General features: G+C 62.4%; 16 protein-coding genes. 6 read left to right on the top strand and 10 right to left on the bottom strand.

Annotated features, from left to right (window positions below; all coding sequences use genetic code 11):
* Positions 1–2: 2 nt before the first annotated feature.
* The 8 genes from rplM to ACMO9O_RS07130 form a co-directional block, all read right to left on the bottom strand.
* Complete coding sequence (rplM, locus tag ACMO9O_RS07165) at positions 3–458, bottom strand: 50S ribosomal protein L13 (RefSeq protein ID WP_418983148.1); 456 nt, start codon at positions 456–458, stop codon at positions 3–5.
* A gap of 311 nt (positions 459–769) precedes the next feature.
* Positions 770–1,981, bottom strand: coding sequence for a sodium ion-translocating decarboxylase subunit beta (locus tag ACMO9O_RS07160; protein ID WP_418983146.1), 1,212 nt, complete (start codon positions 1,979–1,981; stop codon positions 770–772).
* Between the two features lie 3 nt (positions 1,982–1,984).
* A complete protein-coding gene (locus tag ACMO9O_RS07155; RefSeq protein ID WP_418983144.1) occupies positions 1,985–2,446 on the bottom strand; it encodes a biotin/lipoyl-containing protein in 462 nt (153 codons plus the stop codon).
* A gap of 13 nt (positions 2,447–2,459) precedes the next feature.
* Positions 2,460–2,804: an OadG family protein gene (locus ACMO9O_RS07150; protein ID WP_418983143.1), complete on the bottom strand. Its 345-nt coding sequence runs from the start codon at positions 2,802–2,804 to the stop codon at positions 2,460–2,462.
* A gap of 14 nt (positions 2,805–2,818) precedes the next feature.
* Positions 2,819–4,381 (bottom strand): acyl-CoA carboxylase subunit beta, encoded by a 1,563-nt coding sequence (locus ACMO9O_RS07145; protein ID WP_418983141.1) that lies wholly within the window; start codon positions 4,379–4,381, stop codon positions 2,819–2,821.
* Between the two features lie 145 nt (positions 4,382–4,526).
* Complete coding sequence (gene mce, locus ACMO9O_RS07140; RefSeq protein ID WP_418983139.1) at positions 4,527–4,937, bottom strand: methylmalonyl-CoA epimerase; 411 nt, start codon at positions 4,935–4,937, stop codon at positions 4,527–4,529.
* A gap of 156 nt (positions 4,938–5,093) precedes the next feature.
* Entirely contained in the window at positions 5,094–5,693 is a 600-nt protein-coding gene (locus ACMO9O_RS07135) for a trimeric intracellular cation channel family protein (protein ID WP_418983138.1), read from the bottom strand.
* A 36-nt stretch (positions 5,694–5,729) separates the two neighbouring features.
* On the bottom strand, positions 5,730–6,422 hold the full coding sequence (locus ACMO9O_RS07130; protein WP_418983137.1) for a Sir2 family NAD-dependent protein deacetylase: 693 nt from the start codon (positions 6,420–6,422) through the stop codon (positions 5,730–5,732).
* A gap of 1,230 nt (positions 6,423–7,652) precedes the next feature.
* On the opposite strand from ACMO9O_RS07130, the gene ACMO9O_RS07125 reads away from it, so the two are divergent.
* Positions 7,653–9,068, top strand: a complete 1,416-nt coding sequence (locus ACMO9O_RS07125; protein ID WP_418983136.1) for a glutamate decarboxylase — start codon at positions 7,653–7,655, stop codon at positions 9,066–9,068.
* A 299-nt stretch (positions 9,069–9,367) separates the two neighbouring features.
* Here the strand turns inward: ACMO9O_RS07125 and meaB are convergent, their stop codons facing one another.
* A complete protein-coding gene (meaB, locus tag ACMO9O_RS07120) occupies positions 9,368–10,498 on the bottom strand; it encodes a methylmalonyl Co-A mutase-associated GTPase MeaB (protein ID WP_418983135.1) in 1,131 nt (376 codons plus the stop codon).
* Between the two features lie 5 nt (positions 10,499–10,503).
* Positions 10,504–10,965, bottom strand: coding sequence for a hypothetical protein (locus tag ACMO9O_RS07115; RefSeq protein ID WP_418983134.1), 462 nt, complete (start codon positions 10,963–10,965; stop codon positions 10,504–10,506).
* Positions 10,966–11,037: 72 nt separating this feature from the next.
* On the opposite strand from ACMO9O_RS07115, the gene ACMO9O_RS07110 reads away from it, so the two are divergent.
* The 5 genes from ACMO9O_RS07110 to ACMO9O_RS07090 all read left to right on the top strand — a co-directional run bounded on the left by ACMO9O_RS07110 (position 11,038) and on the right by ACMO9O_RS07090 (position 15,832).
* Entirely contained in the window at positions 11,038–12,024 is a 987-nt protein-coding gene (locus tag ACMO9O_RS07110) for a glycosyltransferase family 4 protein (RefSeq protein WP_418983133.1), read from the top strand.
* A gap of 371 nt (positions 12,025–12,395) precedes the next feature.
* Positions 12,396–13,157 carry a DUF1295 domain-containing protein gene (locus ACMO9O_RS07105; RefSeq protein ID WP_418983132.1) on the top strand — a complete coding sequence of 254 codons (762 nt, stop codon included), beginning with the start codon at positions 12,396–12,398 and terminating at the stop codon, positions 13,155–13,157.
* Positions 13,158–13,191: 34 nt separating this feature from the next.
* Positions 13,192–14,406 (top strand): NADH:flavin oxidoreductase, encoded by a 1,215-nt coding sequence (locus tag ACMO9O_RS07100; RefSeq protein WP_418983131.1) that lies wholly within the window; start codon positions 13,192–13,194, stop codon positions 14,404–14,406.
* Positions 14,403–15,212, top strand: a complete 810-nt coding sequence (locus ACMO9O_RS07095; RefSeq protein WP_418983130.1) for an SDR family NAD(P)-dependent oxidoreductase — start codon at positions 14,403–14,405, stop codon at positions 15,210–15,212. The genes ACMO9O_RS07100 and ACMO9O_RS07095 overlap by 4 nt, the downstream gene beginning before the upstream one ends.
* Positions 15,212–15,832: an HAD family hydrolase gene (locus ACMO9O_RS07090; protein WP_418983129.1), complete on the top strand. Its 621-nt coding sequence runs from the start codon at positions 15,212–15,214 to the stop codon at positions 15,830–15,832. The genes ACMO9O_RS07095 and ACMO9O_RS07090 overlap by 1 nt, the downstream gene beginning before the upstream one ends.
* Positions 15,833–15,845 lie beyond the last annotated feature (13 nt).

Genomic DNA, 15,845 nt, shown 5'->3' with positions numbered 1-15,845 from the left:
TCTTACTTAATCTCGTTTAACTTAATCGTCCTGGGGTTCTGGGCGGCGTGCGGATGCTCGGCGCCGGCGTACACCTTCAGGTTCATCAGAAGACGCTCGCCCAGACGGGTCTTGGGCAGCATGCCCTTGACGGCCTTCTCGACGATGAACGTCGGTTTCTTTACCAGGTACTCCGCCGGCGTGGTGAAGCGCTGGCCGCCGGGGTAACCCGTGTGACGCGTGTAGACCTTGTCGGTCATCTTGTTGCCCGTGAGCTTCACCTTGTCCGCGTTGATGACCACGACGTAGTCGCCGCAATCCGCGTGGGGGGTGTAGCAGGGCTTGTTCTTGCCTCGGAGGATCTTCGCGACCTGCGATGCAAGACGTCCCAATACCTCGCCGTTGGCGTCGATCACCACCCACTCCTTGGTGACGGTCGCAGCACTCGCCGAGATAGTCTTGTAGCTTAATGAATCCACTGTTTTTACGTTTAATTTAACTTGTTGTAATCCTTTTCCCGCATATTACGGGTGCGCAAAGGTACGAAAAGTTTTCGAGAACACAAGGCAAAGCCGGAAAATTTCACCCCTCGCGGCTAAAAATCAACGTCCTTGCGCGTTCGGGAACATGCCCAGCCGCCGGGGGATTCGAAACGCCCCCGACACTTGCGACCGAAGGCAGCCAGCAGGACCGATCGGACCGAAACCGCCGGCCGCGCAAACAGGCACAAAAAACCGGACCCGGCAGACAAACGCCTGCCGGGTCCGAACAAATGGCTTGAAAAGCTCCGCTATCCGAGGAACGAGAGCAGAATACCCGCAGCGACGGCCGAGCCGACCACGCCGGCCACGTTGGGGCCCATGGCGTGCATCAGCAGGTAGTTCGACGGATCGGCCTTGACGCCCTCGGTCTGCGACACGCGGGCGGCCATCGGCACGGCGGAAACGCCTGCCGAACCGATCAGCGGATTGATCTTGTTCCCCTCCTTGAGGAAGAGGTTCATCAGCTTGGCCAGCAGCACGCCGCCCGCGGTTCCCAGGCAGAACGCCAGCACGCCCAGCACGAGGATTCCCAGCGTGCGGACATTGAGGAACGCTTCGGCGGTCGCCGTAGCGCCGACGGTGAGGCCCAGGAAGATCACCACGATGTTCATCAGCTCGTTCTGCACGGTCTTCGACAGGCGGTCGACCACCCCGGACTCCTTCATCAGGTTGCCCAGCATCAGGCAGCCGATCAGCGGCGTGGCGCTCGGCAGCAGCAGCGAGATGATAACCGTGATGATGATCGGGAAGAGGATCCGTTCGGTCTTGGACACCGTGCGCAGCGTCCGCATCTTGATGGCGCGCTCCTTGCGGGTGGTCAGCCCCCGCATGATGGGCGGCTGAATCATCGGCACGAGAGCCATGTAGGAGTAGGCCGCCACGGCGATCGGGCCGAGCAGTTCGGGAGCGAGGAACGAGGTGAGGTAGATGGCCGTCGGGCCGTCCGCACCGCCGATGATGCCGATCGAACCGGCCTGCGCGGGCGAGAAGCCCAGCGCATAGGCCCCCAGGAACGTAGCGAAGATGCCGATCTGGGCGGCAGCGCCCAGCAGGAAGCTCTTAGGGTTGGCGATCAGCGGGCCGAAGTCGGTCATCGCACCCACGCCCACGAAGATCAGACACGGATAGATGCCCAGCTTGACACCCAGGTAGAGGTAGTCCAGAAGGCCGGCCTGGCCCACGAAAATATCCCAGTGGACGTGTCCGCCCGCGAAGAGTTCCGTATGGTAGAGGTTGGCTCCGGGCAGGTTCGTCAGCAGCATGCCGAACGCGATGGTGAACAGCAGCAGCGGTTCGAACTTATGCCGGATGGCCAGATAGAGCAGGAAGAAAGCCACGCAGATCATCGCCACGCTCCCCCAGCCCATCGCGGAGAAGAACCCCGCGACACCGGTGGAGTCGACGAATTTGAGCAGGCTTTCGCCCACGAAGTCCGTAGAGGAGGTCAGCAGCGTACCCATAAACTATCCGATCACCACAAGTTTATCGCCCTCCATTACCGTAGCGCCCTGCTGGACGAGAATCTCCTTGACGACACCGGCGCGGTCGGCGTCGATGTTGTTCTCCATCTTCATGGCTTCGAGCACCACGAGCGTCTGACCCGCGGCGATCTTGTCGCCCACGGCGACCTTGATGCTGAGCACCGTGCCCGGCAGCGGACACTTCACCGCATAGCCCGACGCGGGCGCGGAAGCGGCCACGCGGGGTGACGGGACCGCCGTCACAGGGGTGATCTGGGCGCTGTCGGCCTCGGGGGGAGCGGGCGCTACCTGCGGTTTGGTGGACACCGAGCCTTTGGCTCCGGCGATCTCCACCTCGTAGGGTGTGCCGTTGACGATCACGTGCGCGATGGTCGAGGTCTCGTTCACCTTGTCGATCTGCACGTCGTAATTCTGTCCGTTGATTTTCAGTGAGTAATCTTTCATGTTTCTTGCTTGCTTATTTTCTGTCGGGCAACTGGGTTAAGCCGTGGATCTTGGAGTTCCAGGGCGAGTAGGCGCGTTTGATGCTCATGATGGTCAGCACCTCCGACTCGCGGTCGTGCAGCTCGCTCTGATAGAGCTGCAGGGCCGTAGCGATGGCGGCGATCTCCTCTTCGTGCAGCTGTCCCTGCACCACAGCGCTGGCCGCAGCGTCGGAGGGGCTGCGGCGCGCGAACACGAAACCGAAGAGCTTCATGACCCACACCAGCAGCAGCAGCATGATGAACACCAAGCAGATGCTGATCAGCGCCACCCACAGCATCTCCGACCAGTCCCAATCCATAACCGATAAGAATCTCATAGTCTAATAGTCTGTTAGAGGGGAATGTTCGAATGCTTCTTGGCCGGATTCTGCAAGCGCTTGGTCGAGAGCGACTGCAACGCGCGGATGATGCGGAAGCGCGTGTTGCGCGGCTCGATCACATCGTCGATATAGCCGTAGCGGGCGGCGTTGTAGGGGTTGGAGAACTTGTCGTTGTACTCCTTCTCCTTCTCGGCGATGAACGCGGCGCGCTCGGCCGGGTCGGTCAGCTCCTTCAGCTCCTTGCCGTAGAGCACCTCGACGGCGCCGCTCGCGCCCATCACAGCGATCTCGGCCGTCGGCCATGCGTAGTTGATGTCGCCGCGGATGTGCTTCGACGACATGACGATGTAGGCGCCGCCGTAGGCTTTGCGCAGCGTGACGGTGATCTTGGGAACCGTAGCCTCGCAGTAGGCGAAGAGCAGCTTGGCTCCGTGGGTGATCACGCCGCCGTACTCCTGCGTCGTGCCCGGCAGGAAGCCCGGAACGTCGACCAGCGTCACCAGCGGAATGTTGAACGCGTCGCAGAAGCGCACGAAGCGGGCGGCCTTGCGGCTGGCATTGATGTCCAGCACGCCGGCCATGAACTTGGGCTGGTTGGCGATGATGCCGACCGACTGGCCGTTGAAGCGGGCGAAGCAGGTGATGATGTTCTTGGCGTAGCCGGCGGCCGACTCCAGGAACTCGCCGTCGTCGACGATGGCCTTGATAACCTCGGCCATGTCGTAGGGTTTGTTGGCGCTGTCGGGGATGATCTCGTTGAGCGAATCCTCCAGACGGGTGATCTTGTCGGTGCAGACCGCCAGCGGAGCGTCCTCCATGTTGTTCTGCGGCATGTACGAAAGCAGCTTGCGGATGAGCGTGATGCCCTCCTCCTCGGTGTCGACGGCGAACTGAGCCACGCCCGAACGGGTGGTGTGCATCACCGCACCGCCCAGCTGCTCCTGCGTCACGTCCTCGCCCGTCACGGTCTTGACGACCTTCGGGCCGGTGAGGAACATGTTCGAGGTCTCCTTCTTCATGATGATGAAGTCGGTCAGCGCGGGCGAATAGACCGCACCGCCGGCGCAGGGGCCGAAGATGGCCGAAATCTGCGGAATGACGCCCGACGACATGACGTTGCGCTGGAAGATGTTGGCGTAGCCGGCCAGCGCGTTGACGCCCTCCTGGATACGTGCGCCGCCCGAATCGTTCATGCCGATGCAGGGCGCGCCGTTACGCAGGGCCATGTCCATGACCTTGCAGATCTTGTCGGACATCGAGAGCGAGAGCGAACCCGCCGTGACGGTGAAGTCCTGGGCGAACACGTAGACCAGACGGCCTCCGATCGTACCGTAACCGGTCACCACGCCATCGCCGAAGGTGTGCTTCCGCTCCATGCCGAAGTCGTAGCAGCGGTGCGTTACGAACATGTCGAACTCCTCGAAGCTGCCTTCGTCCAGCAGCATCTGGATGCGCTCGCGGGCCGTGTACTTGCCCTTCTCGTGTTGTTTGTCGATCGCCTTCTGGCCTCCGCCCAAACGCGCGGTCTCGCGGTTGTCGATCAGCTGGCTGATCTTTTCCTGTATTTGGCTCATAGTGAATGAATGGAATTTTATCGTTTTACCTTTCCGGAAGGCCGCCGCTTTCGGTATTGCTTACAAGTCCGCCACGCCCACGAATCCCCGCCTCGGCGGGAACTTTCCGGCGGGATGCGAAAAAACGGCTCCGGAAACAGGCGAACTATTTATTCTTGTTCTCGCAAAGTTCCGTCAGGATGCCCTGGGTCGACTTGGGATGCAGGAAAGCGATGGTCATGCCCTCGGCTCCCTTGCGCGGGGTCTTGTCGATCAGGCGGATGCCCTTGGCCTCGGCGTCGGCCAGCTGCTCCTCGATGTTCTCGCAGGCGAGCGCCATGTGGTGAATGCCCACGCCGCGGTTCTCGATGTATTTGGCGATGGTCGACTCCTCGGAGGTGGGCTCCAGCAGCTCGATCTTGGTCTGACCCAGCATGAAGAACGCCGTGCGGACCTTCTGGTCGGGGACCTCCTCGATGGCGTAGCACTTCAGGCCCAATACGTTCTCCCAATAGGGAATCGCCTCGTCGAGGCTCTTGACAGCAACACCTAAGTGCTCGATATGAGAAACTTTCATAGCAAAAATAAATTTAAGTTAGTTGAATATTCCCGTATTTTGCGTGCATTGTTATTTTGCGAACACAAAGATAGCTATTTCCTTTTGAAATACGCAATTAAAAAATAAAATAAATGAACGGACCCGATCGGGACAGAAGATCAGAAGTCGGATCGCCTATTTGAGCACGGGAAGCCGCAGGCCGAAGCGGACGGCGACGATGCGTGCGGCGATGACGCTCGCGGCGGTGACCACCTGCAGCCCGCCGCCCACAAGGCCCGCCCACTGGCAGAGGCCGAAGACCACGCCGCCGAAGACGCAGGCCAGCGCGTAGATCTCCTTGCGGAAGATCAGCGGGACCTCGTTGATAAGGATGTCGCGCAGCACGCCGCCCGCCGCACCGGTGATCGTGCCCATGATGACGGCTACCCAGAGCGGGAATCCGGCCGACAGGGTCTTTTCGATGCCGACGACCGTGAAGAGGCCCAGACCGATGGCGTCAAAGATGAAGAACGTGTTGTTCAGCCGGATCAGGTAGCGCCCGAAGCCGACGACCAGCAGCAGCGCGGCGGCCGTGACGACCAGGTAGGAGGCGTCGAGCATCCAGAACGGGGTGACGGAGAGCATCAGATCGCGCAGCGTACCGCCGCCGATGGCCGTGGTGAAGCCCACGACATAGGCCCCGAACCAGTCGAAGCGCTTGGCCGAGGCGAGTCGGATACCGCTGATGGCAAAGGCCAGCGTACCCAGAATTTCGATAAAGGTAAAGACAGTCACTCTATTCTATTCGATTGAATCTTTCGTGGGGGTTGCTTACCGCAGTTCCCGCAACTGCTCCGCCAGCAGGGGCATCCCCTCGGCGGCCCGGCGGCGGATATGGGTCAGCGGATTGCGGATGCCCGAAGTGTCGGGCATGCCTGGGTCCACCACGAAGATCGGAACGTCCGCACGCACGTAACGCACTAGCGAAGCCGCCGGATAGACCGCCAGCGACGTTCCGACGACCACCATCACGTCTGCCCGGGCAGCGATGGCCGCGGCGCGTTCGAACTGCGGGACCGCCTCGCCGAAGAAGACGATGTGCGGACGCAGCGGCGCGCCGTCCGGAGCCGTGGCGTCGAGCGGCTGCTCCCACCCCTCGATCGGGACGATCAGCTCCTCGTCGCGCATGGAGCGCAACTTGGTCAGCTCTCCGTGCAGGTGGGTCACGCGGGTCGAGCCGGCGCGCTCGTGGAGGTTGTCGACGTTCTGCGTGAGGACCTCGACGGCGAAATCGCGCTCCAGCGCGGCGATCGCCTCGTGCCCCGGATTGGGCCGTGCAAGGAGCATTTCGCGGCGGCGTTCGTTATAGAAGCGGATCACTTTGGCCCGGTCGCGCGCAAGCGCCTCGGGGGTGCAGACCTCTTCGATGCGGTGGTTGGCCCAAAGTCCATCCGCGTCGCGGAACGTGGCCAGACCGCTGTCGGCGCTCATTCCCGCGCCCGTGAATACGACCAGTTTTTTCATACTTTCCCGTTTACACGCTGCAAAGATATATTTTAGGTCGGGATTTCGCAATAATCGCGCTCCTTTAGCAGCCTGCCGGAGATGCGCTTGCGGAAAGTTTTCGGGCGGCAGCCTGCGGAGTGCACGCGACAAGCGGGCCTCCGCTGGGCGAGGCTGCGGCCGTCGGCTCTTTGAGCCGAATTTAACAAATGTCGCGTAGCGCCGCCAAAAATCCGACTTGATGCCGCAGGCGTTAAACGCAGGGCGGACTAAAAGCGCGAGCGGAGGGGACGGTTTGCTTGCAAACCCGCGAATAGTCGCCCGGAGCCAGCGTTAGGCCGCCCGGAGTAGCCGAGGCATCCGTCGGAGAGTTTTTGGTACTTTTTGCGGCCAAAAAGTACAAGAGACTGCAACGTTATGCAATTGTGATGGGAGGGCGCAGCCTGCGGAGGACTGCATCAGCGGGCCTCCGCGGGGCGAGGCTGCGGCCCGCCGGCTCTTCGAACCGAATCTCTTGCCCTTTCTTTAAAGAAAGGGCGAAAGAACCGCGCACGCAGAAAACGGCGGGCGGTCGTCCTCCTTCTCGCTGAACGGGCACGAAAGCTAAAGCATATCGAACAACCGTTCCGGGCGCTCGGCGTCCGACGACCGCAAGTCCCGCCGTTTCCAGAAGTGCGCGTGCAGGTGCGGCGCAGAATAATTAAAGAAAGTGATAGTTTTCGGGCGCTGCCTGCGGCCCGCCGGTTCTCCGAACCGAATTACGAAAGACAAGTGCTTTATAAGCATAACCTATAAGGAGCGTATTTCTCTTTCGGGCGCAGCCTGCGGAGTGCACGCGACAAGCGGGCCTCCGCGCCCGGAGGCTACGGCCCGCCGGCTTAACAGCCGAAAACAGGACAACCCGCGCGGGTCCGTAAGATCGAAACACGAAAGGCTTAACTTCATACCTGAGGTTCTTCGCCCCTCCCGAGGGAGGGGTCGGGGGTGGGGTCAGACTTGTATACGCGGCGGCACGCCGCGAGGCTCGGCGATCGAAAGCGTGTTACGTTGGTGCGACCAACGGTCATCCGGTGCAACTATCTTCCCGGGCCTCCGCGCCCGGAGGCTGCTGCACGCCGCCCTACCAGTCGGAAACCGGACAAAACCAATCAGCCTCCCGCTTACGACTCGCCCCCGGTGCAGCGCGCAGACGCCCCTGCTCCGGCACGGTTCATGCAACGATGCGGCCAGTAAAACCAAATTCATTGCATCATGGAGCAGCAAAAACACACCACCGAAGACACATTGACCGACATCTACGGATCGAAGGAGATGCGGTCGCCGGCCCCGACGGAGTGCATTCCCGAAGGGAAGACCTCGCCCGAGATCGCGTATCAGTTAGTCAAGGATGAAACCTATCCCCAGACCCAGCCGCGGCTGAACCTGGCCACGTTCGTCACCACCTACATGGACGAATACGCCACACGGCTGATGAACGAAGCGATCAACGTCAATTATATCGACGAAACGGAATACCCGCGTGTGGCCGTCATGTGCGGCCGCTGCATCAACATCATCGCCAACCTCTGGAACTCGCCCGAGCAGGCCGAGTGGAAGACCGGTGCGCTGGGCATCGGTTCGTCGGAGGCGTGCATGTTGGGCGGCGTGGCCGCATGGCTGCGGTGGCGTCACCGCCGCAAGGCCGCGGGCAAACCCTTCGACAAGCCCAACCTGGTGATGAGCGCCGGGTTCCAGGTCGTCTGGGAGAAGTTCTGCCAGCTGTGGCAGATCGAGATGCGCACCGTGCCTTTAACGCTGGAGCACATCACGCTCGACCCGCAGCAGGCGCTCGACATGTGCGACGAGAACACCATCTGCATCGTGCCCATCGCGGGCGTGACATGGACGGGTCTCGACGATGACATCGAGGGGCTGGACAAGGCGCTGGACGCCTACAATGAGAAGACGGGTTACGAGATTCCGATCCACGTTGACGCAGCGTCGGGCGGCTTTATCCTGCCGTTCCTGCGCCCCGAGAAGAAGTGGGACTTCCGCCTCAAGTGGGTGCTTTCGATCAATACGTCGGGCCACAAGTACGGGCTGGTCTACCCCGGTCTGGGCTGGGTCGTCTGGAAAGACAAGAAATACCTGCCCGAGGAGATGTCCTTCTCGGTCAACTACCTGGGAGCCAACATCACGCAGGTCGGCCTGAACTTCTCGCGTCCGGCTGCGCAGATTCTGGGCCAGTACTACAACTTCATCCGGCTGGGATTCGAGGGTTACAAGGAGATTCAGCAAAATTCGATGGACATCGCCCAGTACTGCCACGACCAGATCGGTGAGATGAAGTGCTTCAAAAACTATTCGGAAGAGGTGGTCAACCCGCTGTTCATCTGGATGATGGACCCCGAGTATCAGAAGCAGGCCAAGTGGACGCTCTTCGACCTGCAGGCCACCCTGCAGCAGAGCGGCTGGATGGTTCCCGCCTACACCATGCCCAAGGACATCGAGGATATGGTCGTGATGCGCATCGTGGTGCGTCAGGGCATGTCGCGCGACATGGCCGACATGCTGATGGACGACATCCGCAACGCCGTGGCCGAGTTCGAAAAGCTCGAATACCCCACCCCGTCGCGCATCAAGCTGGAGAACAACATCCGGCAGAAGGGCAAGGTCTTCACGCACTAAGCCTCTCCGCGCTTCCGTACCGCTCCTCCGAGGGCGATCCGTCTCGCGGCCGGTAATGGCGGAACCGACGGTTCAGGGACCTTCCCCGCGACACCCGTCCGAAGCAGGACGGTACGGTATTCATGACGATTGCACCCGCAAAACGGGTGCAATCGTTTTTTAAGTTCGAAGCCACGCAACACCGGCGTCGTGCTATAAGCAGGCAGGCGACGGACCGATCCGGCCAAACCCCTTTCGACGGTCCCCTTTTGGGACGCAGGCCGCTTTAGTTTGCGGCGCGATCCCGATCCGGAGAGGCGTTAGCGGATCTTCCGGCTGGCCGCGTCGTCGAAGTAGATGTCCAGCAGCTCCTTGGCGGCCACGAACGAGGAGATGCGGTCCTCCAGCACGCGCCGTTCGTAATCGCCGACGCGCGCCTCGATCGCCGGATCGCGGTAGAACGAGTTGCGCAGCGCCTCGTCGATCGACTCGTACATCCAGTATTTGTTCTGCCGGTTGCGGTTGTGACGGAAGTAGCCGTTGGCCTTGATATGGTCGAGGTACTCCTCCACCCCTTTCCAAACCTCCTCCAACCCGGTCTTGGTCACGGCCGACGAGGTGTAGACCTTCGGCCGCCAGCCCGATTCGGGCATGGGAAAGAGCCGCAGCGCCCCCTGAAACTGGGTGCGCGCCAGCTCGGCCTTGTGAATGTTCTCGCCGTCGGCCTTGGTGATGACCATCAGGTCGGCCATCTCCATGATGCCGCGCTTGATGCCCTGCAACTCGTCGCCCGCCCCCGAAATCTGCAGGAGCATGAAGAGGTCCACCATCGAGTGCACGGCGGTCTCGGACTGCCCGACCCCGACCGTTTCGATGAAGATCACGTCGAAGCCCGCGGCCTCGCACAGCACCACCGTTTCGCGCGTCTTGCGGGCCACGCCGCCCAGCGAACCCGCCGAGGGCGAGGGGCGGATGAAGACGTCGGGATTGGTCGAAATGCTCTCCATGCGCGTCTTGTCGCCCAGAATCGAACCGCCGCTGCGCTCCGACGAGGGGTCGATGGCCAGCACCGCCAGCTTGTGACGCAGCGAGGTGACCATGTTGCCGACGGCCTCGATGAAGGTCGACTTGCCCGCTCCCGGCACGCCCGTAATGCCGATGCGCACCGAATTGCCGGCGTGCGGCAGGCACGCCTCGATGATCTGCTGAGCCTGGGCGTAGTGGTCGGGATTGTTCGACTCGACGAGCGTGATGGCCTGCGAAAGGACGGTGATATTGCCCGCCAGAATACCGGCGACGTACTCATCGGTGGTGAGGGCCCGTTTCTTGCGGCGTGTGAAGTAAGGGTTTACGATCGGCTGGTCCTCAACGCCTTGCGTAACGTTCAGCGCCGTATCGTGGTGCGTGTCGGCATACTCTTTTTCGTAATGCTCGATGCGGGTGTGGGACATAGTGTTTATTTACTTTGTTCGATCACTTGTTCGGTCAGTTGCAGCGAGTTGCCCATCCACAGCGCACGGTTGCGCGCGTCGGTCAGCACGCCGAACGGCACGTAGCTCACCCCGTACGCCGCGAAGATTTTGCCCTCGGGATCTAGCGCCGCGCCGATCTGCGGCGAGAGGTAGGGAACCAGCACCGGTGCGATCTGCTCCTCTTTTTCGCGGGCGACCACGACCACGCGCAGTTTGGTTCCTAATTTGCTCGTCAACTCCTTCAACCGTTCCAGCGAGGTCCGGCACGCCGGATTGGAGGCGACGAAAAATTCGACGTAGGTCATCTCGGCCCCGGCGGGCTGCCGGCCTCCGAGCCAAGCGGAGGGCCGCACTTCGGGCGCACGCTCGCCCAGCGCGATATTCTGAGCCGCGCCGGCCGCCGGAGCGAGCAGCGCGAAGAGCATGAGCCAGAGGATTCTCTTCATGACGGAGGGGACTTTAGTTTCAGCGAAGTTAACACTTTTTTGCCACATAGACGAAATTTTTTAAATACTGTTATGAAAATCGGACTCGACACACCCGCGGCCTCGCCCGCGGGAACCTACTCCCAACACCTTGCCAAAATTCTGAAGCGGCACGCGCCGGAGCACGAATATATCGTTGAAGACAAATCCTATAAGACGGTCGACATCTACCACGGCTTCCGGTCGGTTCCCTTCTCCGTGCGGCGGCGCAACGTGCCGTCGGTGATGACGGTCGCCAACCTCAACCTCCTGCGCTATCCCCACCTCTTCCCGCTCCCGCAGCGCCCCTTCGTCCTGTGGTACTACCGCCGCACGCTGCGCACCGCCTCGCGCGTGATCACGGTCAACACCCCGGCGCGCGACTACCTGGCCGAGGAGCTATCCATCGACCGCCGGAAGATCGAGGTGGTGATGCCGCTGGCGGCGCTCGCTCCGCAGCCGGACCCGCCTAAAGCGAAACTTGAGGCAGTAAGACATAAATATGCGCTGCCCGAGCACTTTATCCTGATGCTGGGAACCGTCGAAGAGCGCCACAACCACCATGCGGTCTTCGAAGCGGTGCTCGCCGCCGAACTCCCGGTCGGAATCGTCGTCTGCGGACGCCGCACGGCCTACTCCGACCGACTGCTGGCGCTGGCGCGCAGCCGGCATATCGCAACGCGGGTCGACTTCCTCTACGAACCCGCCCGGGAGGACCTTCCGGCCCTCTTCCGGCTGGCCCGGGCATTCGTTTACGTACCCGACGCTCAGGTCGAGGCGTCGATCATCCCAGTGGTCGAGGCGCTGCGCTGCGAACTGCCGATGGTGCTGAGCAACACCCCGACCAACCGCGAGGCCGCGGGCGATGCGGCGCTCTACGTGCGTCCCCACTCGGTCGGCGAGCTGGCTGCCGCCCTCGAACATACGCTTTTCGACGAGGATTACCGCAGCACGATGCGCGCCCGCTGCCGCCGCCGCGCGGAGCTATTCTCCGAGTTCGCCGTGGCCCGGCGGCTGATGGATATCTATTCGTCGCTCTGATTCGGGCGGCAGGAACCTCCCGCGGCGGCCCTGTCTAATCACGTTCCGCAGCGGCAGGGGAACCTCCCGCATCATACGATCCCGCGGCTCCCTCAGCGCCGGAAAGCACCAAAATCCCCGACGCGGTTTTTCGATCCGCAGGCTGTCACTCGCGGCCTGCGGCCGCGTATTCAAATCTGACCCACCCCTAAATCCCCTCCTCGGAGGGGACTTCGGTCGCGCTGTCAGGCAATACCGGGAATTGCAGCGGAGGGGAGAGCCGTTCCCTGACCCTGCATCCACCCTTTCCCCTTTCGAACAACATCTCGGCGGACGGAGGCTTGGCGGCCCGCGAAATTTTCGCTAACTTGCGGCCCGCAAACCCAAACGCAATGGCTCACGCATTCACCCTCTTTCTGATCGTCATGGCCGCTTTGGCCGCCGTGGTCTTCGTCGCGCTGCACTTCTTCGAGGCGGGTTACGGCTACCTGTTCGACCGCCGCTACGGACCGCCCGTGCCCAACCGCATCGGCTGGGTGGTGATGGAGGCCCCAGTCTTCCTCTTCATGTGCGTCCTTTGGGCTTCGTCCGAGCGAATGTGGCAGGCCGGGCCGCTGGCGCTCTTTCTGCTCTTTCAGGCGCACTACCTCCAGCGGGCGTTCATCTTCCCGCTGCTGATCCGCGGGCAGTCGAAGATGCCGCTGGGCATCGTCGTGATGGGCATGATCTTCAACACGCTGAACGCGCTGATGCAGGGCGGCTGGATCTTCTACGTCTCCCCCGCCGACTACTACGCCGACTGGTTCTCGCAACCCTATATCTACCTCGGCGGCGCGCTCTTTCTGACGGGCATGGCCGTCAACCTCCACGCCGACCACATCATCCGCAACCTCCGCCGGCCGGGCGACACGCGCCACTACATCCCCCGCGGCGGCATGTTCCGCTACGTCTCGTCGGCCAACTACTTCGGCGAACTGCTGGAGTGGACGGGCTTCGCCATCGCTTCGTGGTCGTGGGCCGGGGCGGTATTCGCGTGGTGGACCTTCGCCAACCTCGCCCCCCGGGCCGCCTCGCTGCGCCGCCGCTACGAACGGGAGTTCGGCGAGGAGTTCACGCGCCTCCACCGCAAACGGATCATCCCCTTTATTTATTGAAATGAACGGAATTTTTAATTCTTAATTTTTAATTTTGAATTCTAAACTCTTCACCCCCTACCAGCTCGGTCCCGTCACGCTGCGCAACCGCACGGTGCGTTCGGCGGCCTTCGAGTCGATGGGCCGCGACTTCGGCCCTTCGGAAGAGCTGAAAAACTACCACGTCGCGGTGGCCCGCGGCGGCGTGGGCATGACCACGGTGGCCTATGCCGCGGTCAGCCGCAGCGGTCTTTCGTTCCGCAAACAGCTGTGGCTGCGTCCCCAGATCGTCCCGGGCCTGCGCGAGCTGACCGACGCCGTACACCGCGAGGGCGCGGCGTGCGGCATCCAGATCGGCCACTGCGGCAACATGACCCATCTGACGACCGCCGGGCAGATCCCCGTCGGCGCCTCGACGGGCTTCAACCTCTACGCCTACACCCCCGTGCGGGGCATGCGCCGCGACGAAATCGTCCAAACGGCCAAGGACTTCGGCCGCGCCGTGACGACAGCCCGCGAGGCGGGGTTCGACTCGGTGGAGGTGCACGCCGGACACGGCTACCTCATCTCGCAGTTCCTCTCGCCCTATACCAACCACCGCCGCGACGAGTTCGGCGGCTCGCTCGAAAACCGCATGCGCTTCCTGCGCATGTGCATGGACTCGGTGATGGAGGCGGCGGCGCGCAGCCGGGTGGCCGTGCTGGTCAAACACAACATGTACGACGGCTTCCCGGGCGGCATCGAGATTCCCGAGAGCATCGAGATCGCCCGGGTCATCGAGTCCTACGGCGTCGACGGCATCGTCCTCTCGGGCGGCTTCGTGTCGAAGGCCCCGATGGCCGTCATGCGGGGGCTGATCCCCATTTACACGATGAGCTACTACTCCCCCTGGTGGCTCAGGCTGTTCATCCGCTACTGCGGTCCCTACATGATCCGCCAGTTCCCCTTCGAGGAGTGCTATTTTCTGGAGGACGCCCGAAAGTTCCGCGCCGCCTTGAAGGGACCGCTGGTCTACGTGGGCGGGCTGGTCAGCCGCCAAGGCATCGACCGGGCGCTGGACGCGGGGTTCGACCTGGTGCAGATGGCCCGCGCGCTGGTCAACGACACGGCCTTCGTCGAGAAGCTCCGCACGGGAGACGAGGCGACGCGCAGCGGCTGCGACCACCGCAACTACTGCATCGCACGCATGTACTCCGTGGACATGAAGTGCTGCAAACAGTGCGACAACCTGCCGCGCAAAATCCGCGAGGAGCTCGACCGGCTGCCATGAAACGGGGTGCTGTGACATACGGCAGCGCCTGGGCGCTGGTTACGGGCGCGGGGTCGGGCATCGGCCGCTGCTACGCCCTGCGGCTGGCGGCGCTGGGCTACCGGCTGCTGATCGCGGGCGACCGGCGCGAACCGCTCGAAGCCGTCGGGCGCGAGATCGAGGCGCTGGGCGGGGCCGAGGTGCGCATCTGCGCGATCGACCTGGCCCGCACGGAGGCGGCGCGCGAGCTGTTCGACCACGTGCAGACCGAGGGGATCGCCGTCGACGTGCTGATCAACAATGCGGGCATCTTCTCGTTCTGCGATATTCTCGCAACGCCGCCCGAGCGCATCGAGCGCATCATCCTGCTGCACGACGTGACCGCCACGCAGCTCAGCCGCCTCTGCGCGGCCGACATGATCCGCCGCGGCGTGCGGGGACATATCCTCAACATGGCGTCCTATTCGCTCTGGATGCCCTTCCCGGGGCTGGCCCTTTACAGCGCCTCGAAAGCCTACCTGAAAAGTTTTTCGGTGGCCTTCGCCCGCGAAGTCGGCGAGCGGAACATCCGCGTCACGGCCGTCTGCCCGGCGGGCGTGGCAACGGATTTGTACGGTCTTACCCCCTACTGGCAGCGCATCGGGCTGCGGCTGGGCGTGCTCATTTCGGCCGACTCTTGCGCGCGGCGCGGGCTGAAAGCCCTGTGGCGGGGCCGCCGCTGCATCGTGCCCGACTGGTGGAACCGCATCTGGATCCCGCTCTGCAAGGCACTGCCCATGTGCGTCTTGCGCCCGCTGCGCCGCTATACGATGAAATTTCAGAAATGATGGATACGATACGAAACGTTATTTTCGACCTGGGCGGGGTGCTCGTGAAGCTCGACATCGAGCGCTGCAAGGCGGCATTCGTCAATCTGGGCATGCCGCAGGTCGCCGAACTGGTCGACCCCTACCACCCCGCCGCCATGATCGGGCAGCTTGAAAAGGGGGAGATCGATTTCCACGAAGCGTGCGTGCAGATGCGCCGCCTTACGGGGCGCGCGGAGGTTACCGATGAGCAAATCGCCGACGCCTATGCCGCCTTTCTGACGGACGTTCCCGTACGGAACCTGCGGCTGATCGACACGCTGCGCAGCCGGGGCCTCAAAACCTACGTACTCTCGAACAACAACCCCGCCTCGATGGAGGTCATCCGCCGCATGTTCACCGCCGACGGCCGCACGATGGACCACTACTTCGACCGGATTTACCTCTCCTACCAAATGCACCTGCTGAAACCCTCCGAGGAGATTTTCCGCCGCATGATCGCCGACAGCGGCATGCGGCCGGAAGAGAGCCTCTTCATCGACGATTCCCAGCGCAACGTCAACGCCGCCCGCGCGCTGGGCTTCGCCGTCTACCGGCCCTCGCCGGACGAAGACTTCGCCCACCTGTTCGATCCGCTCTAACCCGGCCTTCCGA

It is taken from the genome of Alistipes sp. (assembly GCF_048465635.1).
Lineage (GTDB): Bacteria > Bacteroidota > Bacteroidia > Bacteroidales > Rikenellaceae > Alistipes.
Note: the sequence above shows the minus strand (reverse complement) of the source record. Positions and strands in the feature narration are given on the sequence as shown.